This window comes from Paenibacillus sp. J22R67 (genome assembly GCF_059692175.1).
Genome location: NZ_JCAUAX010000001.1, coordinates 591,922 through 618,602 on the forward strand (window position 1 = coordinate 591,922; position 26,681 = coordinate 618,602).

The 26,681-nt window shown below is 47.0% G+C and carries 29 protein-coding genes, 1 pseudogene and 1 riboswitch; of the genes and pseudogenes, 4 read left to right on the forward strand and 26 right to left on the reverse strand.

The window, feature by feature from the left end:
* Positions 1–16: 16 nt before the first annotated feature.
* Together ribE and ribD are read right to left on the reverse strand one after the other, a co-directional pair.
* The gene (gene ribE, locus AC58VC_RS02880) at positions 17–688 is read right to left on the reverse strand and encodes a riboflavin synthase (RefSeq protein WP_497367341.1); all 672 of its coding nucleotides are present in this window, start codon (positions 686–688) and stop codon (positions 17–19) included.
* Between the two features lie 16 nt (positions 689–704).
* Complete coding sequence (ribD, locus tag AC58VC_RS02885; protein WP_497367342.1) at positions 705–1,814, reverse strand: bifunctional diaminohydroxyphosphoribosylaminopyrimidine deaminase/5-amino-6-(5-phosphoribosylamino)uracil reductase RibD; 1,110 nt, start codon at positions 1,812–1,814, stop codon at positions 705–707.
* 234 nt (positions 1,815–2,048) lie between these two features.
* A riboswitch (FMN riboswitch) is annotated at positions 2,049–2,230 on the reverse strand.
* A gap of 572 nt (positions 2,231–2,802) precedes the next feature.
* Between ribD and AC58VC_RS02890 the strand changes: the two genes are divergently transcribed.
* Together AC58VC_RS02890 and AC58VC_RS02895 are read left to right on the forward strand one after the other, a co-directional pair.
* The gene (locus AC58VC_RS02890; protein ID WP_497367343.1) at positions 2,803–2,925 is read left to right on the forward strand and encodes a hypothetical protein; all 123 of its coding nucleotides are present in this window, start codon (positions 2,803–2,805) and stop codon (positions 2,923–2,925) included.
* 364 nt (positions 2,926–3,289) lie between these two features.
* Positions 3,290–3,439 carry a hypothetical protein gene (locus AC58VC_RS02895; protein WP_497367344.1) on the forward strand — a complete coding sequence of 50 codons (150 nt, stop codon included), beginning with the start codon at positions 3,290–3,292 and terminating at the stop codon, positions 3,437–3,439.
* A gap of 218 nt (positions 3,440–3,657) precedes the next feature.
* Here the strand turns inward: AC58VC_RS02895 and AC58VC_RS02900 are convergent, their stop codons facing one another.
* The 5 genes from AC58VC_RS02900 to AC58VC_RS02920 form a co-directional block, all read right to left on the reverse strand.
* The gene (locus AC58VC_RS02900; protein ID WP_161408448.1) at positions 3,658–4,089 is read right to left on the reverse strand and encodes a peptidylprolyl isomerase; all 432 of its coding nucleotides are present in this window, start codon (positions 4,087–4,089) and stop codon (positions 3,658–3,660) included.
* A 372-nt stretch (positions 4,090–4,461) separates the two neighbouring features.
* Positions 4,462–5,793: a diaminopimelate decarboxylase gene (gene lysA, locus AC58VC_RS02905; RefSeq protein WP_497367345.1), complete on the reverse strand. Its 1,332-nt coding sequence runs from the start codon at positions 5,791–5,793 to the stop codon at positions 4,462–4,464.
* A 166-nt stretch (positions 5,794–5,959) separates the two neighbouring features.
* Entirely contained in the window at positions 5,960–7,579 is a 1,620-nt protein-coding gene (locus tag AC58VC_RS02910) for a spore germination protein (protein WP_497367346.1), read from the reverse strand.
* Positions 7,580–7,600: 21 nt separating this feature from the next.
* Complete coding sequence (locus AC58VC_RS02915; protein WP_497367347.1) at positions 7,601–8,020, reverse strand: stage V sporulation protein AB; 420 nt, start codon at positions 8,018–8,020, stop codon at positions 7,601–7,603.
* Positions 8,020–8,652, reverse strand: coding sequence for a stage V sporulation protein AA (locus AC58VC_RS02920; RefSeq protein WP_497367348.1), 633 nt, complete (start codon positions 8,650–8,652; stop codon positions 8,020–8,022). Before AC58VC_RS02920 ends, AC58VC_RS02915 begins: the two co-directional genes overlap by 1 nt.
* Positions 8,653–8,829: 177 nt before the next feature.
* Between AC58VC_RS02920 and AC58VC_RS02925 the strand changes: the two genes are divergently transcribed.
* Positions 8,830–9,039 carry a DUF378 domain-containing protein gene (locus AC58VC_RS02925; protein ID WP_497367349.1) on the forward strand — a complete coding sequence of 70 codons (210 nt, stop codon included), beginning with the start codon at positions 8,830–8,832 and terminating at the stop codon, positions 9,037–9,039.
* Between the two features lie 96 nt (positions 9,040–9,135).
* Here the strand turns inward: AC58VC_RS02925 and AC58VC_RS02930 are convergent, their stop codons facing one another.
* From AC58VC_RS02930 to AC58VC_RS03015, 18 genes are all read right to left on the reverse strand, one after another.
* Positions 9,136–10,569: a SulP family inorganic anion transporter gene (locus tag AC58VC_RS02930; protein ID WP_497367891.1), complete on the reverse strand. Its 1,434-nt coding sequence runs from the start codon at positions 10,567–10,569 to the stop codon at positions 9,136–9,138.
* Positions 10,570–10,731: 162 nt separating this feature from the next.
* A complete protein-coding gene (gene sigF, locus AC58VC_RS02935; protein WP_029192952.1) occupies positions 10,732–11,487 on the reverse strand; it encodes an RNA polymerase sporulation sigma factor SigF in 756 nt (251 codons plus the stop codon).
* An 11-nt stretch (positions 11,488–11,498) separates the two neighbouring features.
* Positions 11,499–11,945: an anti-sigma F factor gene (gene spoIIAB / locus AC58VC_RS02940; RefSeq protein ID WP_497367350.1), complete on the reverse strand. Its 447-nt coding sequence runs from the start codon at positions 11,943–11,945 to the stop codon at positions 11,499–11,501.
* Positions 11,942–12,295 carry an anti-sigma F factor antagonist gene (gene spoIIAA / locus AC58VC_RS02945; protein WP_127458238.1) on the reverse strand — a complete coding sequence of 118 codons (354 nt, stop codon included), beginning with the start codon at positions 12,293–12,295 and terminating at the stop codon, positions 11,942–11,944. The genes spoIIAB and spoIIAA overlap by 4 nt, the downstream gene beginning before the upstream one ends.
* Before the next feature lie 169 nt (positions 12,296–12,464).
* Positions 12,465–13,643 carry a D-alanyl-D-alanine carboxypeptidase family protein gene (locus AC58VC_RS02950; protein WP_497367351.1) on the reverse strand — a complete coding sequence of 393 codons (1,179 nt, stop codon included), beginning with the start codon at positions 13,641–13,643 and terminating at the stop codon, positions 12,465–12,467.
* Between the two features lie 464 nt (positions 13,644–14,107).
* A complete protein-coding gene (locus tag AC58VC_RS02955; RefSeq protein ID WP_497367352.1) occupies positions 14,108–15,409 on the reverse strand; it encodes a pyrimidine-nucleoside phosphorylase in 1,302 nt (433 codons plus the stop codon).
* Between the two features lie 71 nt (positions 15,410–15,480).
* Positions 15,481–15,864, reverse strand: a complete 384-nt coding sequence (locus AC58VC_RS02960) for a cupredoxin domain-containing protein (RefSeq protein ID WP_145655378.1) — start codon at positions 15,862–15,864, stop codon at positions 15,481–15,483.
* A 178-nt stretch (positions 15,865–16,042) separates the two neighbouring features.
* Positions 16,043–16,480 carry a flagellar protein gene (locus AC58VC_RS02965; RefSeq protein ID WP_497367353.1) on the reverse strand — a complete coding sequence of 146 codons (438 nt, stop codon included), beginning with the start codon at positions 16,478–16,480 and terminating at the stop codon, positions 16,043–16,045.
* A 147-nt stretch (positions 16,481–16,627) separates the two neighbouring features.
* Positions 16,628–17,482: a purine-nucleoside phosphorylase gene (locus AC58VC_RS02970; RefSeq protein ID WP_497367354.1), complete on the reverse strand. Its 855-nt coding sequence runs from the start codon at positions 17,480–17,482 to the stop codon at positions 16,628–16,630.
* Between the two features lie 38 nt (positions 17,483–17,520).
* Positions 17,521–18,348 carry a purine-nucleoside phosphorylase gene (locus AC58VC_RS02975; RefSeq protein WP_497367355.1) on the reverse strand — a complete coding sequence of 276 codons (828 nt, stop codon included), beginning with the start codon at positions 18,346–18,348 and terminating at the stop codon, positions 17,521–17,523.
* A gap of 39 nt (positions 18,349–18,387) precedes the next feature.
* Positions 18,388–19,560, reverse strand: a complete 1,173-nt coding sequence (gene deoB, locus AC58VC_RS02980) for a phosphopentomutase (protein WP_497367356.1) — start codon at positions 19,558–19,560, stop codon at positions 18,388–18,390.
* Positions 19,561–19,669: 109 nt separating this feature from the next.
* Positions 19,670–20,566, reverse strand: a complete 897-nt coding sequence (gene xerD, locus AC58VC_RS02985; protein WP_497367892.1) for a site-specific tyrosine recombinase XerD — start codon at positions 20,564–20,566, stop codon at positions 19,670–19,672.
* Between the two features lie 77 nt (positions 20,567–20,643).
* Positions 20,644–20,883, reverse strand: coding sequence for a DUF4227 family protein (locus AC58VC_RS02990; protein ID WP_497367357.1), 240 nt, complete (start codon positions 20,881–20,883; stop codon positions 20,644–20,646).
* Positions 20,884–20,942: 59 nt separating this feature from the next.
* A complete protein-coding gene (gene ald, locus AC58VC_RS02995) occupies positions 20,943–22,058 on the reverse strand; it encodes an alanine dehydrogenase (protein ID WP_497367893.1) in 1,116 nt (371 codons plus the stop codon).
* 181 nt (positions 22,059–22,239) lie between these two features.
* On the reverse strand, positions 22,240–22,725 hold the full coding sequence (fur, locus tag AC58VC_RS03000) for a ferric iron uptake transcriptional regulator (protein ID WP_145655390.1): 486 nt from the start codon (positions 22,723–22,725) through the stop codon (positions 22,240–22,242).
* A 105-nt stretch (positions 22,726–22,830) separates the two neighbouring features.
* Complete coding sequence (gene spoIIM / locus AC58VC_RS03005; RefSeq protein ID WP_497367358.1) at positions 22,831–23,472, reverse strand: stage II sporulation protein M; 642 nt, start codon at positions 23,470–23,472, stop codon at positions 22,831–22,833.
* Between the two features lie 63 nt (positions 23,473–23,535).
* On the reverse strand, positions 23,536–24,714 hold the full coding sequence (locus AC58VC_RS03010) for an endonuclease Q family protein (protein WP_497367359.1): 1,179 nt from the start codon (positions 24,712–24,714) through the stop codon (positions 23,536–23,538).
* A 1-nt stretch (position 24,715) separates the two neighbouring features.
* Positions 24,716–25,270: an NUDIX hydrolase gene (locus tag AC58VC_RS03015; RefSeq protein ID WP_497367360.1), complete on the reverse strand. Its 555-nt coding sequence runs from the start codon at positions 25,268–25,270 to the stop codon at positions 24,716–24,718.
* A 96-nt stretch (positions 25,271–25,366) separates the two neighbouring features.
* Here AC58VC_RS03015 and mciZ point away from each other — a divergent pair.
* Positions 25,367–25,432, forward strand: a pseudogene (mciZ, locus tag AC58VC_RS03020) (Z-ring formation inhibitor MciZ); the annotation flags it as partial.
* 34 nt (positions 25,433–25,466) lie between these two features.
* On the opposite strand, the gene AC58VC_RS03025 reads toward mciZ, so the two are convergent.
* Positions 25,467–26,588: a DUF3866 family protein gene (locus AC58VC_RS03025; protein ID WP_497367361.1), complete on the reverse strand. Its 1,122-nt coding sequence runs from the start codon at positions 26,586–26,588 to the stop codon at positions 25,467–25,469.
* Positions 26,589–26,681: the final 93 nt, after the last annotated feature.

The following is a 26,681-nucleotide window of genomic DNA, read 5'->3' on the forward strand; positions in this document are numbered from 1 at the left end:
TGTAAGTTAGTCTCTCTTACATAAAGCCATGATCCGCCAGAAAACTTGCGGAAAGCGTACTTTGCTTTTTAGCGCTGCCTCCTGAGGCATCAGCAGGACCGAACTTTAGCAGTCGTTCCATATATTTGCCCAGAACATCGCATTCCATGTTAATAGTATCTCCTGCTTTTTTATCATGCAGAACGGTTTGAGCCAGTGTATGCGGAATAATCGAAACCGCCAGGTCGCGCTCAGTGACATCAACCACCGTTAAGGAGATCCCGTCAATGGTGATCGAACCGCCAGCTATAATATATCTGAAAATGTGTTTATCCTCTGGTTCGAACCGATAAACAACCGCATTTTCTTCTGGAATACGCGAAATAATCGTTGCTGTTGAATCCACATGTCCTTGCACGATGTGACCGCCGAAGCGGCCATTTGCCGCCATCGCTCGCTCCAAATTCACGCGTGTGCCAGCCTGCAGCTTGCGTAAATTCGTCTTCCGGTAAGTTTCTGGCATCACGTCTACGGAGAAAGAATCATTATCAAACGAAATGACCGTCAGACAAACACCATTCACCGAAATACTGTCCCCCAGATGAACATCCTCAAGGATCTTTCTCGCACCAATCGTTAATACCATAGCTTGACCTACGCTATGAATGCGGCGCATGTGGCCGATTTCTTCAATAATGCCGGTAAACATGACAGCCCTCCATTCGTTAGCTCTTATAAACCGGATACCCAGTTAGGCATACATCCGGTCCGAACTGCTCGACCTTTAACCGGTCGAGCGTAATTGCATCATCCATCTTCGCGAAGCCTTCGAAGGAGATGTTCATGGGTGCTGCCTGCCCGCCGCCGATAATTTTCGGCGCAAACATCAGCACCAGCTTATCCAGCAGGCGCCGCTCCAGCATGGCGCCGCTAAGCTTGCCTCCACCCTCGAGGAGGATGGAGCCGATCTCTCGCTCGCCGAGCTGCCGCATGGCGAGCGCCAAGTCCACCTGCGGTCCATCTCCGCAGGTGAGGATTGTGATGCCGCGCGCTTCCAGCGCGGCACGCCGCTCTGCGGGCGCCTGTGCGGTCGCGAGCAGAATCGTCGGCTGACGATCCTGCTCGGTGAGCACCTGGGCGCCCAGCGGGACTCGCAAGCGCGAGTCCGCGATGATCCGCACCGGCTGCACAGCCGGTACGTCGCCGCGCGCGCTTAAGCGCGGGTCGTCAGCGATGACAGTATCGACGCCGACCATGATACCCTGGTGCCGATGGCGCAGGCTATGCACGAATGCGCGTGATGCAGGCGACGTGATCCACTTGCTGTCGCCTGTCTTGGAGGCAATGCGGCCATCGAGCGTGCTGGCCGTTTTCAATGTCACGAAGGGCATCCGCGTGACGATGTATTTGTTGAAAGCCTCATTCATTGCTGAGGCTTCCTCTCCCAGCAGCCCAACGGACACGTCGATGCCATGGGCACGCAGTTTGGCGATTCCTGTGCCAGCAACCTGCGGGTTCGGGTCTGTGCCCGCAACGACAACGCGGGTAACACCCGCTTCAATGAGACGGTCGCTGCACGGCGGTGTCTTACCGAAGTGACTGCACGGTTCAAGTGTGACATACGCCGTACTGCCCTTCGCTTCCTCGCCTGCCATCTGCAAAGCAAGAACCTCAGCATGGCCATGTCCGCGCTTCAGATGCGCCCCCATCCCCACGATACGTCCCTCTTTCACCAGAACGCATCCGACAACGGGATTAATCCCTGTTTGACCAAGAGCACTCTCGGCCATTTGCAGAGCCAGCCTCATATAAGCTTCATCATTCATGACATGCATGTGTGTTCACTGCCTTTCCAAGCTATTTTGAAATAGAATGCAAAAAGGCCCCTCCGTATATCGGATAGGGGCCAGAGATTGTTTAGGTAACACGAAGAAGCTTCATCCATCCACACTTGCTGCATTTTTGATCAAATCAAACAAGCACGACGTTTCCATGCGAAAGCACAGACCTGCCGAATTTTTGTTCTCGTGAAAAAATGTACAAGCATGCATAGCGAATCTAATATTCGCGTATTCCTTCTCCCATCCAGACTATACTGTCGGTCCCGGATTCTCACCGGGTCAGCCGTAGCGAAGCTGTATATCAGGTACCGCTAGCTTCAAAACGGGTCACGGACTAATCGATAGCAGATAAAACAGCCTGCAGTCGAATCACCGCCGGTGTGGAATTTCACCACGCCCCGAAGGTTTGCACACATATGAAAAGTAACTTATGAAAAATTTATCACTCACTCATCGAAAAAGCAAGGTCTTTTTTAACTCACCCTACAAAAAGCGACTCTTTTTGCACCTCTTCAACCCGGTTGCGACTTAAATTTATTGCCGCGCTATTTTTGGGAAAACGCTATGCTCCCTGCTGAACTGAACTTACTTGCGTGTGCAGACTCGGCCCTCTTTTAAGGGACCTCGCTGCCGTTATTCCCGTTAATTGGCACATTTCTCAGCTCTGACGGACTCCAGAGGCGTTATTCGGTCAATTCACGGACATTGTTCACGCTATTATCGTGAATAGCGGCTCTGGTGTCCGTTAGAAGTTCACAGAGCCCTATTTCCTCGCGATAAGGTCAGCTCTGTCCGTAACCTGACGTCCAACAGCTCTGTTCCTCTGCAGCCCTCCAGCCCCCAGCTCCTCAGCTCCTCAGCTTCCAACGATGTTTTACATCGTTGCAGTTGCTCATACGCGGTCAACGCGTACTACAACGATGAAATTCATCGTTGTAACTACTATATAACCTTAGTTCTGCACCACCTGCGGCTTCGAACGATGTTTTACATCGTTGCGGCTGCTCGTGCGCGATCAACGCGTACCACAACGATGAAATTCATCGTTGTAGCACAGCTACTTGCCGGCGCCAGACTAGCGTGGGCATACTGTGCCCTCATTTAACGGACTTTACTGCCGTTATTCCCGTTAAATCCCTCATTTCTCAGCTCTGACGGACTCCAGAGGCGTTATTCGGTCAATTCACGACCATTTTTCACGCTATTATCGTGAATAGCGGCTCTGCTGTCCGTTAGAAGTTCACAGAGCCCTATTTCCTCGCGATAAGGTCAGCTCTGTCCGTTAGCTGAAGTCCAACAGCTCTGTTCCTCTGCAGCCCTCCAGCCCCCAGCTCCTCAGCTCCTCAGCTTCCAACGATGTTTTACATCGTTGCAGTTGCTCATACGCGGTCAACGCGTACTACAACGATGAAATTCATCGTTGTAACTACTATATAACCTTAGTTCTGCACCACCTGTTGCTTCCAACGATGTTTTACATCGTTGCGGCTGCTCATGCGTGGTCAACGCGTACCACAACGATAAAAATCATCGTTGGAGCTCAGCTACTTGCCGGTGCCAGACTAGCGTATGCAAACTCTGCCCCATTTAACGGACCTCGCAGCCGTTATTCCCGTTAAATCCCTCATTTCTCAGCTCTGACGGACTCCAGAGGCGTTATTCGGTTAATTCATGACCATTTTTCACGCTATTATCGTGAATAGCGGCTCTGCTGTCCGTTAGCTGCCTACAGTTCCCCAACGCTACTGAAAATTTCCCTTCCCTTAGAAATAACCGACGAAAAAAAGAACCTACTGACGATTATCAGCAGGTTCTTCGCAATTTTTACCTATTTGAATTAAACTTCTACAACTTCCACTTTTTCCATCAAATCTTTGCCTTTGAAAGCATCGACTAGTTCCATACCTTTGGACACTTTACCGAAAACAGTATGTTGTCCATCAAGGTGCGGCTGTGGTTGGTAAGCGATGTAGAACTGGCTTCCACCTGTATTTCTGCCAGCATGAGCCATAGCCAAGGAGCCGCGCTCATGTTTGTTAGGGTTGATTTCACAGTTGATTTGGTAGCCTGGGCCACCAGTTCCTGTGCCGGATGGACAACCGCCTTGTGCGACGAATCCTGGAATTACGCGATGAAAAACAAGTCCGTTGTAGAAACCGGAGTTTGCTAATTTTTCAAAGTTGGCAACGGTATTTGGCGCGTCATTCTCGAATAGATCGATTAGAACCTCGCCACCGCCTGCTAGTTTAATTTTTGCTTGTTTGGCCATTGTGGTCCACTCCTTTAGACAATAATATCTTATTCTACTATGAAAAGATGCATTTCACAAACATAGCTATTTCACGAGAATAAATCGGCTCTCTATCTATGCCTATTTTAGCTGAGAAAATGTACATCTCTCATGCTACGTAGCTTAAGTGGGGCGAAAATCCAGCTAGGGTCCTATTAGTCCTCCATGGCGCGTTTTTTAGGTGAAATCGATAAAATAGTGGAGTATAGTTCCCCTTACACACGGAAATTGTTGCTTTACAGAAAAATAGCGAACCACAGTTCCCTGAAAGTCAAAAAAACCACCCCTCCGGTCGCGAATGACCTGAGGGATAGCCCTTAATCAGCTTGGAAATCCAGGCTATTTTCTATTCTAAACTGTTTTACTCACTTGCTTCATTCTCGCAGGAATTAGATCGTTCCCGACAATGTTGTCGAACGTCTCACGTTTCACGACGAGATCACTTTGCCCCTCGCTTACGAAAACAACGCCTGGACGGCGGATACGATTGTAGTTGCTTGCCATGGCATAGTTATATGCGCCTGTGCAAGAGACTGCAAGCACGTCACCTGTGTTCACTTTTGGGAGGTTCAAATCCCAAATAAGCATATCGCCGCTTTCACAGCATTTGCCAGCAATCGAGACGACCTCTGTAGGCTCCTCTGTAGCACGGTTCGCCAGCATTGCCTCATACACAGCCTCATACAAGGCAGGACGCGGATTATCTGTCATGCCGCCGTCAACAGATACATATTTACGAACACCAGGAATATCTTTCGTTGTTCCAACGGTGTATAAGGTCGTTCCTGCATCTCCCACGATGCTGCGACCTGGCTCTACCCAGATTTCGGGAAGCGGATATTCGTTGCGCCCGAAATTATCTTTAATCGCATCCGTAATAGCTTTCACATATACAGCAACCGGAAGCGGAGTATCTTCATTCACATAACGGATGCCAAAACCTCCGCCAAGATTAATGACTTTGAACGTAACGCCAATTTCTTGACGAACTTGAACAGCAAAGCTTGCCATTTTCTCAGCAGCCATGCGGAAACCTTCCACTTCAAAAATCTGCGAGCCAATGTGAGAATGAATACCGAGCAGTTCCAAATGGCTAAGCTTAGAGGCCTCTTCTACCGCACTGTATGCGGAACCGTTGCCTAAGTCGAAACCGAACTTGGAATCCGTTTGGCCTGTCGAAATATATTCATGCGTATGAGCTTCAACACCTGGCGTAATACGCAGTAAAATTTTCACTTTCTGACGCTTCTCACCAGCAATGGCGTTCAGCATTTGGAGCTCAATAAAGTTATCTACGACGAAACAGCCGATTTTCGCATCAATCGCCATTTCGATTTCATCAATCGTCTTGTTATTGCCATGAAAATGTATCCGCTCAGCTGGGAAACCAGCTTGAAGAGCCGTATACAACTCACCATCGGAAACAACGTCAAGGGACATTCCTTCTTCTTCAACAATGCGGCACATTGCCATCACACAGAAAGCTTTACTTGCGTAAGCCACTTGGAATTTAAGACCAGACGCTTTGAAAGCCTCTACAAACTCGCGGCAACGTTCACGCACAAGAGTTTCGTCAAACACATATAAAGGTGTACCATATTCAGCAACCAGCTTCGTTGCATCGACACCACCGATTTCAAGGTGACCTTGACCGTTAATTTTACTTGTACCATGCAAATACATAGCTTCATTTCCCCCTCACCCTGAACCTGCTGCTACTCATATTCCGTTCAAACGGCCGAATGCGCATTACTATTTAAGGTAACATAGGAAAAGCGCATTTGACAATATCCTTCCTGCCCTAAATCGTAAAAAGGACAAGATGAAAATCCCTTGTCCTTTTAGTTTATTAAGGTTTAGGTTGACGTGTGCCGTCGATCGGTTTTGTAATGCTTAAACGCGTTTTGGCTGCCAGCAAAGGACGGCGAAGAAGAATCGTAAAAAAGCTTTTCGCATTAAATGGAATGAGCGGCCACATGTAAGGGGCATTGTAGGACTTTCTTGTAGCAAGCCAGATCAGCCACAAGGTCGATCCCACAACAAAACCCGGGACATGGAAGATAGCCACGGCAATTAGCAGGCCCAGCCTGACGATCCTGTTGGCAAGCCCCAACTCGTAGCTTGGTGTAGCAAACATCCCAATGGATGCAAGAGCCAGATACAGAATCACTTCATTGATGAACAAGCCCGTCTTAACGGCAATATCGCCGACCAGAATGGCCGCCACCAAGCCCATCGCAGTAGCGAGCGGAGATGGGGTATGCACCGCGGCCATCCGCATCAGATCGATCCCAATATCAGCTATTAGGAACTGCACAATCAGCGGCAGTGTTCCTTCTTTCTGTGGCCCAAGAAACTCCAAACCGGCAGGTTTTAAAGAAGGATCCATCACCATCATAAACCAAAGCGGAAGCAGGAAGATCGAGGACATAATCCCGGCAAACCGTACCCACCTTAAATAGGTGCCGATAAACGGCGTTTGTCTATATTCTTCTGCATGCTGTACATGGTGAAAGAAGGTCGTCGGCAATATCATGACGCTTGGTGATGTATCTACAAACAAGCAGACATGACCTTCCAGCAAATGGGCGGATACGACATCAGGTCGTTCTGAGTAACGCACCATCGGATAGGGGTTCCAGCCTTTACTAACGATAGCTTCCTCCAACTGCTTTTCAGCAAGTGGAAGACCATCAATCTGCACTTGGCTGATTTTATCTTTCACAGCATCGACCAAATCCGAATTGGCAATGTCATTGATATAACCGATGCAGACATCCGTTTTGGTTCGCTTGCCAATTTGCATAATTTCCAGCTTCAGCCGCTCATCGCGTACTCTTCGTCTAACGAGTGTCACGTTCATTAATAAGGTTTCTACGAATCCGTCCCGTGAACCTCTGACTACCCGCTCCAGATCCGGTTCGCCAATCGAACGCACGGGATAACTCTTGACATCGACGGCGATAGCAGCTGTTTCTCCTTCAATGAAGAATGCGGTCCCACCCATTAACACCTGCCCGACGATTTCGGACATTTTCTTATAGGACTTAACTTGATTATGCGGGATTAGCTTATCCATGAAGGTTTCTAGGGTATGGTGCGAAACGCTCTCTTCACCGGCATAGGATAGACGTGTCAGAATATCAGTCAGAACGGTATCCTTGACGAACCCATTACAGTAGAAGATCCCTACTCTTTTAGAACCGAACACCATTTCTCTAAGCACAAGATCGAAGCTGCGGTTTAGGCCAACGCGCTCCTCGAGAACTCGTGTTACATCCTTCAAATTATCTGGAATGTCCTCCTGAATTTTGAGTTCTTTTTCCTCAGGGGTCATATTCGTAATCGGATTATACTCGGATAAATTCCCTTCCTCATCAATCGCTAATTTGTCTAATTTTTCTTTAGATTCATTGCCATTCTCGTGTTCATGTTCGTTGTCATGTCCTGTTTTGACAATTACCTTCACGCCGAGCGCCTCCTTTAATCCTTAATAAAACAACCACTCAAACAAGGATCCAAATACTTTGCCGAAAATCATCGCCATGAGCAGCAAAATCATATAGGAACCCATGCCCACCCTCTTAGCAAGGATCGGCAGCACATTAATAATTTCAGTTAGCGCTGCTGCCAGCATACCAACAAAGCAACCAGCAAATAGCCCAACGAGCGCAGTACCAATTGGAAATAGGTGCACCTTCAAATCGCTAAAATCTACCCAGGTAAACAAAAGGGAACCCAGAACAACCGCAGCTTCATAAGCGTGTATTTTGGAAAATGATCGTGTGATCTGCGCTAGCCTCGGGATAATGTCCAGAACCACAAGGAATGCCACCATACCGCTTCCAACGGCAATTCCTCCTGCTAAACCGATAAAAGCAATCAGAAGGACTTCCCCAAGAAGAGTCATCACTTCGACTCCCCTTCCTCATGAATTTTCATATACTCTTCGGTGATCACATAATGGTTGATATTCTCCTGATACATGAACATTTCGACTTCTAGCGGACTAGGTTCCTCATTGAATTTCTTTTTAAACAAATGGTTGAAGAAAATAACCATCCCAACACCTATGCCAAGGGAATACGGAATTTGCAGAATGAGCGGGTGCTCTACCTTTTTCCCCGTCATCAGCTCGTAAATCCTTTGGTGAACCTCAAGCATGGAGACATCTGCATGGAAATTCATAATGGCCAAACCTGATCCAATGAACAACAGAAGCCATACCAATCCGATTAGCACTGGACTTGCTTTTTTATTATCAGAAAAAATCTCAAGAAGCACATGCGGTTCCCCGAAATGCTCAATTTGCAGCTCCGGGTACCGCTCTTTCACTTTTCGAACAATCAGCATCATATCAATCAGGACGCGGTTGCCATCCTCCTGCTGCGGCTTATGAATAATCAGCTCGTTTAAAGCCGTTTCATAGTCAGGTTCCACGATAATTTGAGCGATATGCCGCAGTTGTACGACACTTCCTTTGCGAACATTCGCTCTACGCCTGAGCCGAATATACAGATATGGAGCTCCAGTCATAACCATGGTCTCACTCCCTTCAATACTTACGGGTATCATCCATGTATAGGAGTAGTATGCAAAATGTTTCCTACCCATAATCGCCCGCTTCAATGGTAAATTCTCCAGGAATAAAGCTTCTCTCTACTTGGCATAGTAAGAAATGAATAACGATAACTTATTCCATACAAAGAAGGTGATAACATGGCAAAACTAGCGTTAACACTAGTGATTATTGGTGCGCTGAATTGGCTTTTAGTTGGGCTCTTCGAATGGGATTTAGTTTCAGCTATACTGGGTGGGGATTCCCATCGGGAATCTTCGGCGTTAAGTCGAATCATCTATACCATCGTTGGTATATGTGGAATTTACTGCGTAAGATTTTATTCTGACACCAGATATTCTGCACGATAGGCGTAGGTGAATAAAAAAAAGCCGCCATACCCAGTTGATCGTCGGGTAAATAGCGGCTCTTTTTCATTTTTCATGATATTTGCATACTTAATATGTTTAGCTTGCTTGCTTCACCAATAGCTTGCTTTCCTCATTTAAACCAATGCAGATGACCGTCTTACCCAGCTGCTCATACTTTGCAATGGTTTTAGCGATGGCCGTAACAGCGGAGTGATCCCATACGTGTGAGCTGCTGAAATCAATCGTTATCGTATCCGGGTCATTTCTATAATCAAATAAATCAATAAAGTAGGTCATTGTACCAAAAAATAATTGACCGGAAACACGGTACGTTTTGGCCCCATTAGAATCTAGCGAAGTGAAGGCCTTGATCTTTGCCGATCTCCATCCAAAGATGAGAGCACTTAGTGTAACCCCTGACAAAACCCCAATTGCTAAATTAGAAGTTGCAACTACGATCGCAACAGTAATCACCATGACCAACGCGTCGCTTCTTGGAATTTTGGCTATCGTTCTTAGGGATTTCCAATCGAAAGTGCCGATGGACACCATGAACATGACACCGACTAATGCCCCCATCGGGATTTGCTTAACGACGTTGCCAAGCACCATGATCAAGAATAGTAAAAATACGCCAGACACAAAGGTGGATAGACGCGATCTGCCTCCTGATTTCACATTAATCACCGTTTGTCCAATCATCGCACAACCTGCCATCCCGCCAAAAAAACCGGAGAACACGTTGGCAATCCCTTGCCCGCGAACCTCTTTGTTTTTATCACTTTTTGTTTCCGTCATCTCATCCACGATTGTAGCCGTCATCAAGGATTCGGTAATACCGACAACAGCCAGAGCCAAGGATATTGGAAGAATGACACCGATCGCTTGTAGGGACAGATGGAAGTCAGGGACATGGAAGAAAGGCAGCGTCTGTGTGATTTCTCCCATATCTCCTACTGTACGCACGTCCAGATGCATATTGATTGAAATAATCGTCATCACAATAATCGCGACTAGTGCAGAAGGCACGGCTTTGGTAATCCGCGGCAGCCCGTACACAATGACCAGAGTGCCTGCTACCATGGCGTACATCTGCCAGTTAGCACCTTCGAAGCTGGGTAGTTGAGCCATGAAAATAATAATGGCAAGTGCATTTACAAACCCAATGACAACAGAATGCGGAATGAAGGTGATAAATTTGCCGAATTTAAACACGCCCATGAGGTATTGAATGACACCTGTTAAAATAGTGGCTGCAAATAGATATTCTATGCCATACTTCGCTACCAAAGGCCCCATCAGAGAAGCCATCGCGCCTGTTGCTGCGGAAATCATCCCCATCCGTCCACCGGTAAATGAAATCACAAGTGCAATGATAAATGAGGCATATAAGCCAACCATCGGGTCTACGCCAGCCAAAATGGAGAAAGCAATGGCCTCGGGAATTAAAGCTAAAGCCACCGTTATTCCGGACAAAACATCCTTTCGTACATTAAAAAACCACGAATCCTTCCACTTCTCGTACAACAAGTTTCCCACTCCCCAACTGATAAATGCATGGATTGATTCTCCTCTTTCAGAAAAATCCTTACCGTTATTGGCAGTACTTATTATACATAAATCTTGCAAATGTCTCTACCCACAAAAAATAACCGTCCTCCAGATGGAGAACGGTTATTGCTATTACACTCGTTATTGAGCAATCTGATCTTTGATCGACTGCAAAATCTTCTTTTCCAATCGCGATACTTGCACTTGGGAAATACCCAGTCTGCTAGCAACCTCCGACTGTGTTTGATCCCTGAAATAGCGGAGGTAGACAATAAGCCGCTCCCGCTCGGAGAGCGTCCCAATTGCTTCGTTGAGCGCAAGCTTTTCGAACCACTTTTCACCGCTTTCATCGGAGATTTGATCCATTAGCGTAATGGGGTCCCCGTCGTTTTCAAAAACGGTCTCATGAATCGATGAAAGCGGCTTATTCGCTTCTTGCGCGAACACAACTTCCTCCGCCGTGATCATAAGCTCTTCTGCCACCTCTTTAATCGTAGGAAGCCTGCCAAGCCTTTTAGATAACTCGTCCTTCGTCTTGCGAATCTTATTAGCCAGTTCTTTGAGCGAACGGCTAACTTTGAGTGTTCCGTCATCCCGAAGGAAGCGCTGAATTTCGCCGATAATCATCGGCACCGCATAGGTTGAAAACTTCACATCATAGGACAGATCGAATTTATCAACGGACTTGAGCAGTCCGATGCAACCGATCTGGAACAAATCTTCGGCTTCGTATCCCCGGTTCAAAAAGCGTTGAACCACAGACCAGACCAAGCGGATATTGCAGCTGACGAGTGTTTCTCTGGCGAGTCCATCTCCGGATTGGCTGAGGGCGATTAACCGTTTGACTTCCGAATCGTCTAAATAACTGTGAGAAGCATGCTTCAGATCGACATCCATAGATCAAACCCCTAATTGTATAAAGCTTTTTTAGATTCTATTCGCTTCAACATGTTTATTTTGGTTCCGATTCCGACGGCCGTCACAACTTCCACTTCGTCCATGAAATTTTCCATAATCGTGAAGCCCATTCCGGAACGTTCGAGTTCTGGTTTGGATGTGTAGAGAGGCTGTTTCGCTTGTTCCAAATCGTCAATGCCTGAACCTTTGTCCTCAATCGTAATTCGGACCATGTCATCATCAATTTCCGTTGTAATGGTAATTACACCATCTGGTTTATTGTTATACCCATGAATAATCGAATTCGTCACAGCTTCAGAAACAACCGTTTTGATATCGGTTAGCTCATTCAAGGTTGGGTCCAATTGCGAAACGAAAGCAGCAACAGCAACACGTGCAAAAGCTTCATTCTCAGAACGACTGGCAAACTGCAGCGTCATAAAATTCCGTTCGCTCATAGTGCAACCTCCAGACTGGACATTGCATTACGTTCGTTATCCTGGATCGATACGATTTTGAACATTCCGGAGAGCTCGAACAAGCGGTAGACGGCAGGCGAAACATCACATACGACCATCTTGCCGCCTTTACTCGTAATCTGCTTGTAGCGACCGAGAATGACGCCTAGACCTGAACTGTCCATGAAAGTAAGATCTTTCAAACTCAGGATTAAGTGATGCGTATGCTCTTTGGCAATCGCTTCCTCCATCCTGGCCTTTACAACATCGGCAGTATGGTGATCAAGCTCGCCTTTTAATCTAACAATCAGCGCTCTTCGGCCTTGCTCGAATTCAATTTGCAGGCTCAACCATGTTCACTCCTCTCAGCTGAGAGACTTTGAGCTACACTCAAAGATCCCTATATTAAGTCATGAAACTTAAGTTTCTACAACTGAGTTAGGAACTCCTGCACCCCCGACAAAACTAGAAGAAAACCGCTAAAACTAGAAGAAAAGCCTGTTTATTCGCGAAATCTCATCAATTATCTGTGTGGAACATGTGTGAGGTCGTACGCTTGAACAGCTTCCACCAGGACGCTTTATCCACAGCAACTGGTGACTCCAGAGGGTACTCGGTCAGCACATTATCCCCGCTGTATACGACAATTTTACCAATCGGCTGGCCCATCGTAATTGGCGCTCTCAAGTTTGGCTCCAACTGCAGCTCATGTCGAATGTTATCTGTAGCGGTTCCCTTTTTCATTAAAATGCTATAATTTTGCTTCGCAACTAACGGTACTGTCGAAACTTGCCCTTTGTTTACCGTAAAATTCCCCAGACTATCGCCTGATTTGAATAAAGGATAGTTGGTATATTGCGCAAAAGCGTAATCAAACAGCTTCGTGACCTCAGCGTTCCGCGTTTTGGTGTTGGGTTCACCCAGCACCACAGCCACGACACGCAAATTATCCCGTTTGGCCGTTGCTGATAAGCAGAATTTCGCTTCGCTTGTGTAACCGGTTTTGAGACCGTCTGCTCCGCTATAGAAGCGTACAAGCTTATTGGTATTTACCAACCAGAAAGGGTTTGGTGATTCTTTCCGCAGATAATCCTGATAAGCACCTGTGAATTTCGTAATTCCTTCATGCTTAAGCAGTTCTCTGGACATGACAGCAATATCATTGGCTGTTGTATAGTGATTAGCGACTGGCAGACCGTTGCAGTTTGAAAAATGCGTGTTTTGCATGCCTAGCTGCTGCGCGCGCTCGTTCATCATTTGCACAAAATTCTCTTCGGATCCTGCGATTTTCTCTGCCATAGCCACCGAAGCATCATTACCAGACGCCATAGCAATGCCCTTCAGCATTTCCTGAACGGTCATTTCTTCGCCTGGCTCCAGAAAGATTTGTGAACCTCCCATAGAGGCTGCGTACTCACTGACCCGGACTTTCTCATCCATTTTAATATTGCCTTTGTCAATGGCTTCCATGATGAGAAGCATCGTCATGATTTTCGTAATACTAGCTGGCGGAAGTTTGGTGTCTTTGTTTTTCTCCGCAATGACTGTGCCCGTGTCTGCATCCATCAATACCGCGGATTGCGCATTCGGCGTTAAATCGACCGTAGGCGCTTTCTTCTCTTCCGCAAAAGCAACCGGTAAGATTAGCATCACACATAACTGTAAACAGATTAAACTTATTAGCCCTTTTTTTCGCATAGCCTTTGTACCCCTCCTGTGAGATTATGAAGTGAAAACCAGACACTTGCAGCTTGAATGACTGCTAATCAGTCTTGACGATTTTCCATCAAAATATTCCAACGGGAGGAAAATAAGCATAAACAAAAATACCTGCCCGCTCGATATCCAAACCCTCGCAGTCGGCAAGGAAAATGTAAATTGTACAGCTATTTTGTGGGGTTGACCTTCAGCCGGAACTTTACCTGCAAAACCTACATCAAATTTGCTTGACGCTACCTGAAATACGCGATCTTGCGGATGTTTGCTGTACTTTTTACATCAAAGTGCTTCCAAACGACCTGTTTGCACCAAATTACCTGCATCTTTTACATCAAAATCTCACCTATGCCATAATGCCCTTTACCATCGATCAGGTCTCTATAAAAAAAAGCTATCTCAAAGGTTTGGAAAACCTAAGAAATAGCCCATTACGTGACGGTATGTTACACAATTACATCATAAATCAACTGAACAGGTGCTGGCTGAGTAGGAGCGATACGATAAGCCCCTTGAATCATCGCCGTGACTTCCTTCACGTCCTCGCGATTCGCGTGAATGGTGCAAATCGACTCCCCTGCCTGAACGGCGTCACCGATCTTCTTATTCAACGTGAGACCCACGGCATAGTCGATCTGATCTTCTTTCTTGGCACGTCCTGCCCCAAGCAACATGGCGGCGATCCCGATTTGTTCGGCATCGATTTGATTCACATAGCCATCCAGCTCGGCAAGTACCTCAAAGTGATAACTCGCTGTCGGCAGCAGCTCTGGTTGATCCACCACCCTCGGATCTCCTCCTTGGCTCGCTACAAAGCGTTTGAACGTGTCCAGCGCCTTCCCGTTCATCACAATGTCGCGAACAGCCTCCTGCGCCTGTTCAAAGCTCTCAAACACCTTACCCAGCAGCGACATATATGCCGCTACGGAAATCGCGACCTCGGTCAGCTCCTTGTCGCCAGTGCCGCGCAGCACTTCGATGGATTCGCGAATTTCGTTGGCATTGCCGATTTCGCGGCCAAGCGGCTGCTCCATGTCGGTGATCATCGCAATCGTATTGCGATTCAGTTTGACCCCAATATCAACCATTGTCCGGGCAAGCACTCTTGCGTCATCAACGGTTTTCATGAATGCGCCTGAACCGATTTTCACATCAAGAACGATCGCATCTGCGCCTGATGCTATCTTCTTGCTCATGATGGAGCTGGCAATCAGCGGGATCGAATCAACCGTCGCGGTTACATCCCTGAGCGCGTACATCTTCTTATCGGCAGGAGCCAAGTTGCCGCTCTGACCTACAATGGCAATTTTATTCGTATTCACTGCCGTAATAAAATCTTCCTTCGATAATTCAATTTGGAAGCCCGGAATCGATTCCAGCTTATCTACGGTTCCGCCAGTATGGCCGAGACCTCTCCCAGACATCTTGGCCACGGGTACTCCTAAGGAAGCGACGATCGGCCCAACAATCAGACTGATTTTGTCCCCTACTCCGCCTGTCGAGTGCTTATCTACTTTAATTCCGGCAATCTCCGACAGATCAATCATTTCGCCTGATCCCGCCATAGCCATTGTTAACGCAGAAATCTCCTCGCTTATCATGCCATTGAAGTAAATCGCCATCAATAGCGCTGACATTTGGTAGTCCGGGATATCTCCTTTGGTGTACCCATGAACGATAAATGTGATTTCTTGTTCGGTTAATACCTCACCGGACCGTTTCTTATGTATTAAATCAACCATTCTCATATTTGTTCCTCCTTCAATGATAAATCGAAAAAAGGGAGCTGCAGGAGCCCCCTTTGTACTAGTATTCTCTTTTATTGTACAACTAATTTGGATTTCATTTTGGCATGTCCTTCACCACAAGGAAGTACGCATTCAATCTCATAAGTTCCCGGTTTGTCGAACGTAATTTCTTTTGAAGGGTTTTCTTTATCCAGCTTGATATCCAAACCTTTGATTTCAATCGCATGTACGCCTTCTTTTAGAGACAAGGAAACTTTCGTAGGTTCACCCTTTTTGATCGTGTAGTCCGTAGCGTCAAATTGCCAGTTAGAAGCTGCAATCTTAAGCTGTTGAATTTTGCTGCCGGCTTCCTCTGCTGCTTTCGCCTCTTGGCGATCAGAGATATCTTGAAAAAGGACTCCCAGCCCCAGTGCGCCCGCAAGTATAAATAACACAAAGAAAATCCACTTTTGCATGCATATCCCCCTCATAATGTGTTCACTTCATCTATTCTACCTAACATCGCGAGACAATCCCATACAGGTTTAGTGGCAAATCCTTGAATATTTTGTGACGGAATTGTGAATGAGTCTTCGTAAAAACGTCCCCCTTATCGGAGGACATTACCCTTACTATTTCCCACACTGAAGTAAATTACACACCACTTAGTCTGTCGCGAATTTGGAAACCGCCAGACATTGTTGTTTGTTTTGTTCGCGCTATAGGCTGTAAGATTTGTTGCTTTTCATGAAGCTCTTTAATATCTCGGCTGATTCGGTACGTACAATCCTGACAAAGCTTATGCTGCCGAATCGGCTTCATGCAAGAGCCACATGGATAGTTCAAATTCGGATAATCCGTGAGCAGCAGCTTTCCTTCTTTGATCCACGCATACATCTGCTCGCTTGTTATACCAACAGCCGCGTTTAGTTGCTCATTGGTAGAGCGATAATTTCGGCGCAAGTAATCTAGACAGCCCTGAAGCTTCCCATCCAAACTCCTGCTGCAATCTGCACATTGGTTTCGCAAGTTTTTCTGAAACACTCTTCCGCAGCGCGGACAGTTGGCTACCATTAATTGTTGGACTGACATGCTCCATCACATCCCCGGAACGGGTAACCTTAACCAGATCACCCTCATATATAGTTCTAATTAACTATATATTAACATGAGTTCCCTCAGAAGGATAGGTCCTAAGATGTGTATTCATATAAAAATTGAATTAAATAACGAGCCATTTTATCCCAATTGCACGTCACGCACAAAGGCTTTGACCAAAGCGATGAACTTCGGTTTCGTCCGATTAGCTACCGCTACAACCTGCTCATGCGTTAGTGGCTCTAGCTCCTCGCCAACCGCCATGTCAGTGATGCAGGAAATGCCTAGCACCTTAAGTCCTGCATGACGGGCCGCGATGACTTCACCTACGGTTGACATACCGATCGCATCGCCGCCAATACGAGCCAGCATCATCAGCTCAGCTGGTGTACAGTAGGTAGGTCCTGTAATCCCTGCGTAAACGCCTTCCTGAAGCTTCAGAGGCACGCCATCTTCTCCAACTACCGTTTGTGCAAGCTTGTGCGCAAGCGCCCGATAATCGCGGCTGTACGCTTCGGACATATCCGGGAACCGAACACCCAGCTCGCTGTGGTTAGGTCCAATTAACGGGTTGTCGCCTGTCATGTTGAGATGGTCGCTAATCACCATAAGATCGCCGGCTTTGAAGCCGCGGTTCATGCCCCCCGCCGCGTTCGTCATAACAACGGAATGAACGCCAATCGCTTTCATCACATACACAGGGAAGACAACCTTTTTCATATCATAACCTTCGTAATAATGAAAACGACCCTGCATCACGATGACTTGCTTACCTTCAAGTGTGCCTGCGACAAAACGTCCCTCATGCCCTTCAACCGTTGAAACGGGGAAATGCGGCACTTCACTGTAATCAATAGCAATCGGATTCTCCACTTGATTCGCCATATCGCCAAGCCCTGAACCCAGTACTAAACCGATGACAGGAGCGACACCACCTAATTTTTGCTTAATAAACGCTGCTGCCTCATTAATTTTCTCTATGTACGTCAATTCCATGTTGATCTCCTTATCTGATAAATAGCCTCAATTTCTAATTAAATAGCCTCAATAATGCCCAGTACTAATTTCAAAAACTTAGGTTTAACTTTCTCCGTTGTTTCCATTACTTCTGCGTGGGAAAGCGGTTGATCCAAAATTCCGGAAGCCATATTGGAAATACAAGAGAAGCCAAGCACCTCAATGCCAGCATGACGGGCAACGATAACTTCAGGCACTGTAGACATACCTACGGAGTCACCGCCTAGTGTACGGAACATCCGGATCTCAGCAGGGGTTTCATAGTTAGGACCAAGAAGTCCAACATACACACCTTCTTGCAGTTTAAAATCTTGCGATGCCGCTACATCATGCGCCACTTTACGCAGACGTTTGCTGTACGCCTCCGACATATCTGGGAAACGAACACCAAGCGCAGCATCATTGGGCCCAATCAAAGGATTGCGGTACGTCAAATTCAAGTGGTCGCTGATCACCATCAAATCACCGACTTGATAAGACTCGTTAATGCCTCCAGCTGCATTCGTTACGATCAGCGTTTCCACACCCAGCTCTTTCATAACACGAACAGGGAATGAGACGGTTTCAGCGCCATAACCTTCATAGGCATGGAAGCGGCCTTTCATAACTAATACTTGCTTACCTTTAATCGTACCAACGACCAACTCTCCCGCATGACCTTCTACTGTTGATACTGGGAAGTGTGGAATGCGCGAGTAGTCAACGACAATCGGCTGCTCGATTAAGTCGGCAAGTACGCCGAGCCCTGAACCTAAAATAAGTCCGATTTGCGGTTTAATATTCGTTTCCTTCGAAATAAAAGCAGCAGCTTCTTGAATCTTTTGAATCATGGATGTTTCTGACATGTTATATTCCTCCTTGGCTTTTTCAGTTCAACAGTCGCTTTATTTGAGTAGATGCAGGAAACTCTCGCCTTGATCTGTCGCCTTTACCCCGAAATTATCGGCAATTGTAGCCCCAAGATCGGCAAATGTTCCGCGAATTCCTAGGGAAACAGGCGCCTCAAAACTCGGGCTGTATAACAAAATAGGCACATACTCGCGGGTATGATCTGTACCAGGGTGCACGGGATCATTACCGTGGTCTGCTGTTAGGATCAGCAGGTCTTTAGGCCCTAGCTTCTCTTTAAGCTGTGGTACGAAGCTGTCGAATTCCTCCAGCGCTCGGCCATAGCCCTCAGGATCGCGACGATGACCGTATAATGAGTCAAAATCAACAAGGTTTGTAAAAGCCAACCCTTTGAACGGCTCGCCAAGCACTTCGATGGTCTTCTGAATGCCATCTAAATTACTTTTGGTGGATGTCGTTTTGGTGACACCTTCTCCGTCAAAAATATCATTGATCTTACCGATGGCAATCACATCATATCCTGCGTCCTTCAAATGATTCATCACCGTCGGCTCCGGCGGCTTCACCGCATAATCATGCCGATTCGGCGTACGCTTGAAAGCGCCAGGCTCGCCAATATAAGGTCTTGCAATGACTCGCCCTACTGCAAATTCACCTTGCGTCAATCGTCTGGCAATTTCACAAGCGCGGTATAGCTCTTCCAGTGGAATTACATCTTCGTGAGCCGCTAATTGAAATACACTGTCAGCTGACGTGTAGACGATCCATGCTCCTGTTTTCATCTGTTCTTCGCCAAGCTCATCGAGAATCTCTGTCCCTGAGGCCGGTTTATTGCCAATAACCTTGCGTCCTGTTTCCTGCTCAAACTGCGAAATCAATGCTTCCGGAAATCCATCCGGATATACGTTAAACGGCGTAGAAATACGAAGCCCCATCAATTCCCAGTGCCCTGTCATCGTGTCTTTTCCAACCGATACCTCAGCCATTTTGCCATAATAAGCTTCTGGCGCTTCAGCTGCCGGTATGCCTTTTATCTCAGCAATACTGCCTAGACCCATACGCTGTAAATTAGGAAGCGAGAATCCGCTCACCCTCTCAGCAATATGTCCAAGTGTGTGACTGCCTGTGTCGCCAAACTCTTTAGCATCCGGTAATTCGCCGATGCCTACGCTATCCAATACGATTAAACCGATTCGTTCAAAGCGCACTCTTGTCCCTCCAAATTGTTCACAATGTTATCCACCCTTAATTATCGCATTTCCACTCTATGAATGCAAAACAGCAGCTTTTCCTCAAGGAAAACGCCGCTGCCTTCACTTACATATTCGCTCTCGGATGAGCGCGATTGTAAACATCCTTCATTTTGAGCTTGGTGACTTGAACATACAGCTGCGTCGACGAAATATCGGAATGCCCGAGCATTTCTTGAACGGATCTTAAATCCGCGCCGTTTTCAATCAGGTGGGCAGCAAATGAATGCCGCAAGGCATGAGGCGTAATATCACTCTCAATATTCATCTCACTTGCATACCTTTTCAAAATTTTCCAAAACCCCTGTCTCGTCATCCGAGTCCCTAAGTGTCCAATAAATAAAGCTTCTTCATCCGCCGACTTCTTCAACATTTTCTTTCGATCTTTATGTATATAGGCGGTTAAGCAGCGGATAGCAATTGAACTAAGCGGGATATTGCGTTCTTTATTTCCTTTCCCCATACAGCGAATGAAGCCCAGCTGCAAATGAACATCATCAACGTTCATCGAGATAAGTTCTGAGACGCGAATCCCCGTTGCATACAGCAGTTCAAGCATCGCTTTATCGCGTACGCCGCTTACAAGTTCTAGATGAGGTGCATCCAGCAATTTTCCAACCTCTTCGACGGAAAGCACCTTGGGCAGCTTCTTTTCGAGCTTAGGCGCTTCAATGAAAAGGGATGGATCTGCATCCACCAAACGTTCTCTCACGAGATACTGATAGAAGGCACGTATTGAAACAAGATTCCGTGACAAGGTTGCTGCAGCTCTGCCTAGCAATTTCAACTGAGACATGAAACCCGCAATGTTGGTTTTACTTGTTTCTTTCCAAGCTGTGATCCCCTGCCGGTGTAAATAGTCAACAAATTGCTGCAGGTCTCTTTCGTAAGATTCCAGCGTATTCTTAGATAATCCGCGTTCTACAGACAAAAATCGGATGAAGGATTGCAAATCAACCATCATCATGTTATTAAGCTCCTTCGTTAACATGCCATATTTCTAACTGATAGCATTCAACGATAGACCTAGGAACTCCTCTTTTATTCACCATACCAATAAAATAAACGCAGCCTGTCGCTCATTCTGCCTGACTCTGGAAGCGCTGCATGCTCATGCTGTCCAAACACCTTGACAGAGTTCCCTGCAGGCGTTCGGTAGCGATTCACAGGCTCTATCCAACTGGAGAGCACTAACATCACTTGATACAAAACAACCGTTAATGTCATAAAAAGCAGCATAAAGCGCAAACGTACAAGTAATTTTCGATAGGAAAAAATCATAGGCCAGGTCCCCATTTCTGTCCCTTTCTTTAGGACAGGATATGAGACTCAGGCCCTGATTATGACAGATCGGACAACTTCACATAAGGCATGCCTAGCGCTTCTGCAACAGCTGGATGGGTTACACTGCCTTTGTACGTATTAACTCCCAATTGCAGAGCATAATTAGCTGTAATTGCCTCTGTTAATCCTTTATTGGCAAGCTCCAATGCATAAGGCAGCGTTACATTCGTTAGCGCAAGCGTCGATGTCCGCGGAACTGCCCCAGGCATATTCGCTACCGCATAATGCAGCACGCCATGTGTCTCATAAGTAGGGCTGCTATGTGTGGTCACCCGGTCGATTGTTTCGATCGAGCCGCCTTGATCCACGGCGACATCCACAATGACAGCGCCTGGCTTCATCGTTTTGACCATCGCCTCTGTCACTAATCTTGGCGCTCTCGCCCCCGGAATAAGTACAGCCCCGATCAAGAGATCTGCTTTGGCAACGGCGCGTGCTATATTAAACGGATTCGACATTAAGGTATTGAGCTGTCCGCCGAAAATATCATCCAAAGCACGCATCCGATCCGCGCTCCGTTCAATAATGGCGACGTTAGCTCCTAGCCCAAGCGCCATCTTGGCTGCATTGGTTCCAACGATCCCACCTCCGAGTATGACCACATTAGCTGATGGTACGCCTGGCACACCGCCTAGAAGAATCCCGCGCCCGCCATAAAACTTCTCTAGAAAATGAGCGCCAATCTGGACAGACATACGTCCTGCAACTTCACTCATTGGCGTTAGCAGAGGAAGCGATCCATTGGGGAGCTGAATGGTTTCATAAGCAATCCCTGTCACCTTCTTGTTAAGCAGGTTGTCTGCCAAATCCCCAGCTGCAGCCAAGTGCAAATACGTGAAAAGCAGTTGACCCTCACGAAAATAGCCATACTCGGCAGGAAGCGGCTCTTTCACTTTCATGATCATGTCACTGCGAGCCCATACTTCCGCGGCATCCGCAATAAGTATGGCGCCTTCCATGGCATAATCCTCGTCACTAAACCCGCTTCCCGCTCCTGCCCCTGCTTCAACGAGCACTTGATGTCCTGCCATCATAAGCATCGTTGCTCCGCCAGGGGTCAGTGCGACGCGGTTTTCATTATTTTTTATTTCCTTTGGGACGCCGATCACAATCGATTGCTCTGTCACTCGCGTCTACCTTCTTTCTCATGAACGTTAGTCATAATGTACCCATGCTTCCAGTCCAATTATGTGGAAGGAGATTCTATTTCCTAATATCCAGTATATGAGAAAGATGCAAAAATGCCTGTACGCACAACATGTGCTTACAGGCATTTTCTTTGTATGAACAGCTCTATTCCGAGCTGTTATTCTTGGATTTGTCCAATGAGTCCGGTTTCCCTCGTTCGTTACAGCGATAGCATATACCTTGGAAATCAAGTCGATGATCTAATACTTGAAAATGAAAATCCGTATCCAGCCTTTCTTCTAAAGGCCCTAGCCAGTCTTCCATAATTTCATCCACAGTCCCGCATTGGACGCAGATTAGGTGATGGTGATGGTGACGAGTGCTGTCATCGCGCAAATCATAACGAGCTACGCCATCGCCAAAATTCATTTTCTCCAAGACATGCAGCTCACTCAGCAGCTCTAATGTTCGGTACACGGTTGCCAGACCGATTTCCGGAGCTTTATCCTTCACAAGCATAAACACGTCTTCGGCACTAAGATGATCTTGTTCATTTTCTAAAAGTACACGCACAGTCGCTTCCCGTTGAGGGGTAAGCTTGTACCCTTGGGATTGCAACTGCTGCTTAATTTTCTCAATCCTTGCTTCCATATGCCTCCCCCTCAGAAAGGTGGGCATCCAAGCCCAATTTTAGCCACTCTTTTCATTATAGGGGGAGCTTACTGACAAAGTCAAACAGAAACATGTTGTTTTCTGTCATCCATAGAGCGGAACGAGCATCGGCGTGACCCATTTCATCATCAATTGCGCTACATAACCTTCCCAAAGTGCTGCTCCAAGAAGGAAAAAACCCATTAGAAGTGTTAATGTTGTAAAACGCATGAAGGGTTGGTACATGTTTCCATTGCGGCTCATAAATCGATTTTTAATCATATAAATGGAAAAGGACATCGCTGCAACACTGCAGAAGAGAATCGCCGGTATGACGATCAAATTTTGCGGAGCTACAGAAACCAGCGCGAACAACATGCCTTTCCAAGACATTTGACCGACCAGATAGCCAACAGTAAAACCAATTAGCACGCCCTTGAGAAAATCCAGCACAAGGATGAGCGGGAGGCCAATCACGGAGAGCCCAAACAACCAGATCAGTAAAATCCACTTCATGTGCATGCCAAAAGATTGAACGAACGACTGCCTGCTGTCAAACTCGGCGCCATCATTAACTTCATGGAAGAAACTTCCCAAATGACGTGTCATTTCCTGCTTTTGTTCCAAGGAAAGCGCATTAACCATCACGGCGCCGAACACAACACCAATGAGAAAGAGCACGGAGACGAATATAAACAGCGGCAAATTGTCCTTCATATATTGTTTCATCGTTAGGTTCCTATTCACTCTCGCAGCTCCTCCCGTGTGTACAACCTCTACAAAGACAAGCTTATGAGCGAGAGCTAGAAACTATGAACGATTTTTCACTTTGCCATACCTTCCGCCTCCGCCAACCTCAAGCGAAAGCGTGCCTTCACGCGCGCCGACAAGGTAGGCGGCTATTTCTTCTCCGACTTCACTCACTAGTTCTTCCTGCGTCGTGCGATGCAGCACATTCATCTCCGTTCCAAAACGGTGAAGCAATTGATTTAACTTCTTAGGCCCAAGCCCAGGGATGAATTCTAACGGAATTTGAAAATGATAAGCCGGCCTGTAGGGAGGCAGATACGGCTTTTCTCGATCCGCCAAATCCATAATGCGATCCATAACGCCTCGAACGATTTTGTTGCTGCCGCAATCAGCGCAGCGCTCTACGGTGCCCTCTTGCTCATCCAGAACCGCTTCACAGAGGGAGCAATAGGTTCGGTGATACTTGCCCAAGCGAGGATTCAGCCCGTAGTTTGCAACCACGCCACGCCCTTCTAGGCGATGCAGTGCTTTAACGAGTTCATCATAGGTAGGTGCAGCTAACTGGATCTCATTATACTCGCGACCGATTTTACCCAGCGAATGCGCATCAGAATTGGTTACGAAAGTAAAAGGATCCAGCTCAGAAATGAGTCCAGCCATTTCCGAATCAGCGCTCAGTCCAAGCTCAACAGCTGAGATACCTTCCAAATCAAGCAGATTTTCCATCCTGCTCGTTGCGCTTCCATATATACTTTTGTGAGGCGTGAAAATGTGAGCGGGAATAAGAATCCCTCCTCTTCCGAGCACCTCTTCCTGCAGAACTCGCGCAGGGACATAAATACGCTGTGAGCTAAGCTCTACATTTTTCATATGCCCCTTCATCCACTTTGTAAATCCCTGCATCACTTCAAGATTGGGCATATACGCTAACAAATGTGCTGGCCCCATGCCAGGTTCCCTGACTTCAATCTCACATCCTAGCAAAACAGTTGTATCCCGATACCCAATGCCTCCGCCCTCCAGCTCTACCATCTCACCACGTTCTAAGTACGTCATGATATCGTCTTGCACGGATGGCGAATGGCAGTCAATAATGCCGATGATTTCCATCCCTTTGCGGACGGCCGCCTCGTGGGCAATATTGAAAAAAGTAAGGTTATTCGCGGCACTAATCTTTACAGCTTGGCCACTCTCAGTTCGTCCAATATGAATATGAAGGTCTACGTAGTAAGACTTCATTCTAGATTTGGCCCGTTAGCTTGTATAACTGCCAAGCGTAGACAGCCATAATGGTTTTGGCATCGCTTATACGGCCTTCGCGCATGTATTGCTGAGCTTGTTCCAGCGTAATAGCTTCACACTCTAGAAATTCATCCTCATCTGGGTTGGCGTTTCCTTTGACCAAATCTTCCGCGATATACAGATGGATAATTTCATCAGCAAATCCTGGGGACGTATAGAAGGAACTAACCAATTTCACGTTGTCAGACCGATATCCGGTTTCTTCCTCCAACTCGCGCAAAGCTGCTTTCAAAGGTTCTTCGCCAGCATCCAGCTTGCCCGCAGGGATTTCAACTTGGCTTTTCTCCAATGGTTTGCGATACTGCTCCACGACGATCATTTTATCCCCAATCAATGGAATGACAGCCACCGCTCCAGGGTGCTTAACGATTTCTCTTGTTGCTGTCTCTCCGTTTGGCAGTGTAACGGTATCTACCTGAAGCGAGATAATCCGGCCTTTATAAATGGACTCTGTTTTAACAGTGACTTCTTCAAACTTCTTATGCACGGTCATCTGAACACCTCATCATTTTCTAAATTGGAATAACTTGTCCTACTTTTGCATATCGATCATTATATCAAATTTCAACCGGAAAAGAGGAAGATCGATATGAAGAGCTATGTAGCGGAAAGACAAATTCGTCTGGTGGGAAAAGCTTGGGAAATCAAACGTCAGCTTCAGCTCATGCTGCAGCAAGGCGGACCGAACATCACTTTGATGGACTATGCAGCAGGATTGCACAATCCACAGCAGCACAAACACCTTGGAAAAAAACAGGGTCCTGCCATAATCCCCTTCCCATCGAGGTAATCGGCAGCGGGTAAGAACAGAACGACTCTGCGATTTGCTCCACCCGCGCAGATGGCATCATTCGTATCCGATGCGGCTCCAAACGGTTCGATTGTTCTTCAATGATCGCGTGTTCCTCTCCCGTTAAAATCGGTAAAGGTACGACCGCTGGACATCTCACTGCAAGCTCCAGAGCAGTTAGCGTATGGTGGCTAATCCCTCGATGCCGTGGTCGCTCATCTGCAAATGAAAGGCGCGGAATCACGATCGGAGTGCCACCTAGGGCGTATACGGCATTAACAAGTTCGCCGACTTCAATACCGGAATAACCGTACCGTGTACCTGTACCAACAATTCCTGGACCCATCATGACTAGGCAAAGATCCGCTTTAGCCACATGTTTAGCAGTAATCAAAGCGCTAAATTTATTTACGGCTTCCAGCTTGCCACCATAGGCTTGACCATAGGTTATCGTGCTTTGAAGCCACCCCATGGCTTCGAGTTGTGCGGCATGCTGACTCCAAGCAAGCGGAAGTGCTCCCCCGTCCGTCATGATGTAGGACACGTTCCTCGCCGTTTTAAACACCTGATTCGACTGCTGCTCGCGGTATCGAAGCCAACACAACGCCACAGGCAGCATACTGTGTAATTCCCCAAGTAATACAGGCATACCCTCCAGATGCTTTTCACCTTGAAAAATAGCATGAAATCTGCTGTTCTCTTCCTCCACAGCAAGCACACTCCGCTGTAACGGGGTGTATTTGAGTTTCATAATATGTCCACCCGCTAGATCAGCAGCAGGATAATCACTGTTCATCGTGTCAGCAGGCAGGACAATGTGATATCCTCCCGAACCTAATCCAAGTTCCTCAGCCGTTACATTCAGAACAACCACATCACCAGGAAGCAGCAGCGGTGAGTTATCGGTATAATGCACAGCGCGTTTCTCCTCACCACTACGCCGCATAATAACACTGACGACCTGCAGCCCTTCCCTAACGGAAATAACACTGCTGACCCGGCCTTCTTCCCTCTTCATCATGCCGTTCCCCCTTCCAGAGCCGCTACAGGAAGGATATGTGAAAAAGAGCTGAATTACTCCAACTCCGTGAAACAAAAAAACCGACTAGCGGCC

Excerpts from the sequence above, each read along its gene's own strand:
- ribE (WP_497367341.1), bottom strand. The coding sequence starts at position 688 with ATGTTTACCGGCATTATTGAAGAAATCGGCCACATGCGCCGCATTCAT.
- ribD (WP_497367342.1), bottom strand. The coding sequence starts at position 1,814 with ATGCATGTCATGAATGATGAAGCTTATATGAGGCTGGCTCTGCAAATG.
- AC58VC_RS02890 (WP_497367343.1), top strand. The coding sequence starts at position 2,803 with ATGTTTTACATCGTTGCGGCTGCTCGTGCGCGATCAACGCGTACCACA.
- AC58VC_RS02895 (WP_497367344.1), top strand. The coding sequence starts at position 3,290 with ATGTTTTACATCGTTGCGGCTGCTCATGCGTGGTCAACGCGTACCACA.
- AC58VC_RS02900 (WP_161408448.1), bottom strand. The coding sequence starts at position 4,089 with ATGGCCAAACAAGCAAAAATTAAACTAGCAGGCGGTGGCGAGGTTCTA.
- lysA (WP_497367345.1), bottom strand. The coding sequence starts at position 5,793 with ATGTATTTGCATGGTACAAGTAAAATTAACGGTCAAGGTCACCTTGAA.
- AC58VC_RS02915 (WP_497367347.1), bottom strand. The coding sequence starts at position 8,020 with ATGACTCTTCTTGGGGAAGTCCTTCTGATTGCTTTTATCGGTTTAGCA.
- AC58VC_RS02920 (WP_497367348.1), bottom strand. The coding sequence starts at position 8,652 with ATGGTTATGACTGGAGCTCCATATCTGTATATTCGGCTCAGGCGTAGA.
- AC58VC_RS02925 (WP_497367349.1), top strand. The coding sequence starts at position 8,830 with ATGGCAAAACTAGCGTTAACACTAGTGATTATTGGTGCGCTGAATTGG.
- sigF (WP_029192952.1), bottom strand. The coding sequence starts at position 11,487 with ATGGATGTCGATCTGAAGCATGCTTCTCACAGTTATTTAGACGATTCG.
- spoIIAB (WP_497367350.1), bottom strand. The coding sequence starts at position 11,945 with ATGAGCGAACGGAATTTTATGACGCTGCAGTTTGCCAGTCGTTCTGAG.
- AC58VC_RS02950 (WP_497367351.1), bottom strand. The coding sequence starts at position 13,643 with ATGCGAAAAAAAGGGCTAATAAGTTTAATCTGTTTACAGTTATGTGTG.
- AC58VC_RS02955 (WP_497367352.1), bottom strand. The coding sequence starts at position 15,409 with ATGAGAATGGTTGATTTAATACATAAGAAACGGTCCGGTGAGGTATTA.
- AC58VC_RS02960 (WP_145655378.1), bottom strand. The coding sequence starts at position 15,864 with ATGCAAAAGTGGATTTTCTTTGTGTTATTTATACTTGCGGGCGCACTG.
- AC58VC_RS02965 (WP_497367353.1), bottom strand. The coding sequence starts at position 16,480 with ATGTCAGTCCAACAATTAATGGTAGCCAACTGTCCGCGCTGCGGAAGA.
- AC58VC_RS02970 (WP_497367354.1), bottom strand. The coding sequence starts at position 17,482 with ATGGAATTGACGTACATAGAGAAAATTAATGAGGCAGCAGCGTTTATT.
- AC58VC_RS02975 (WP_497367355.1), bottom strand. The coding sequence starts at position 18,348 with ATGTCAGAAACATCCATGATTCAAAAGATTCAAGAAGCTGCTGCTTTT.
- xerD (WP_497367892.1), bottom strand. The coding sequence starts at position 20,566 with ATGATGGTTGATTTGCAATCCTTCATCCGATTTTTGTCTGTAGAACGC.
- AC58VC_RS02990 (WP_497367357.1), bottom strand. The coding sequence starts at position 20,883 with ATGATTTTTTCCTATCGAAAATTACTTGTACGTTTGCGCTTTATGCTG.
- fur (WP_145655390.1), bottom strand. The coding sequence starts at position 22,725 with ATGGAAGCAAGGATTGAGAAAATTAAGCAGCAGTTGCAATCCCAAGGG.
- AC58VC_RS03010 (WP_497367359.1), bottom strand. The coding sequence starts at position 24,714 with ATGAAGTCTTACTACGTAGACCTTCATATTCATATTGGACGAACTGAG.
- AC58VC_RS03015 (WP_497367360.1), bottom strand. The coding sequence starts at position 25,270 with ATGACCGTGCATAAGAAGTTTGAAGAAGTCACTGTTAAAACAGAGTCC.
- AC58VC_RS03025 (WP_497367361.1), bottom strand. The coding sequence starts at position 26,588 with ATGATGAAGAGGGAAGAAGGCCGGGTCAGCAGTGTTATTTCCGTTAGG.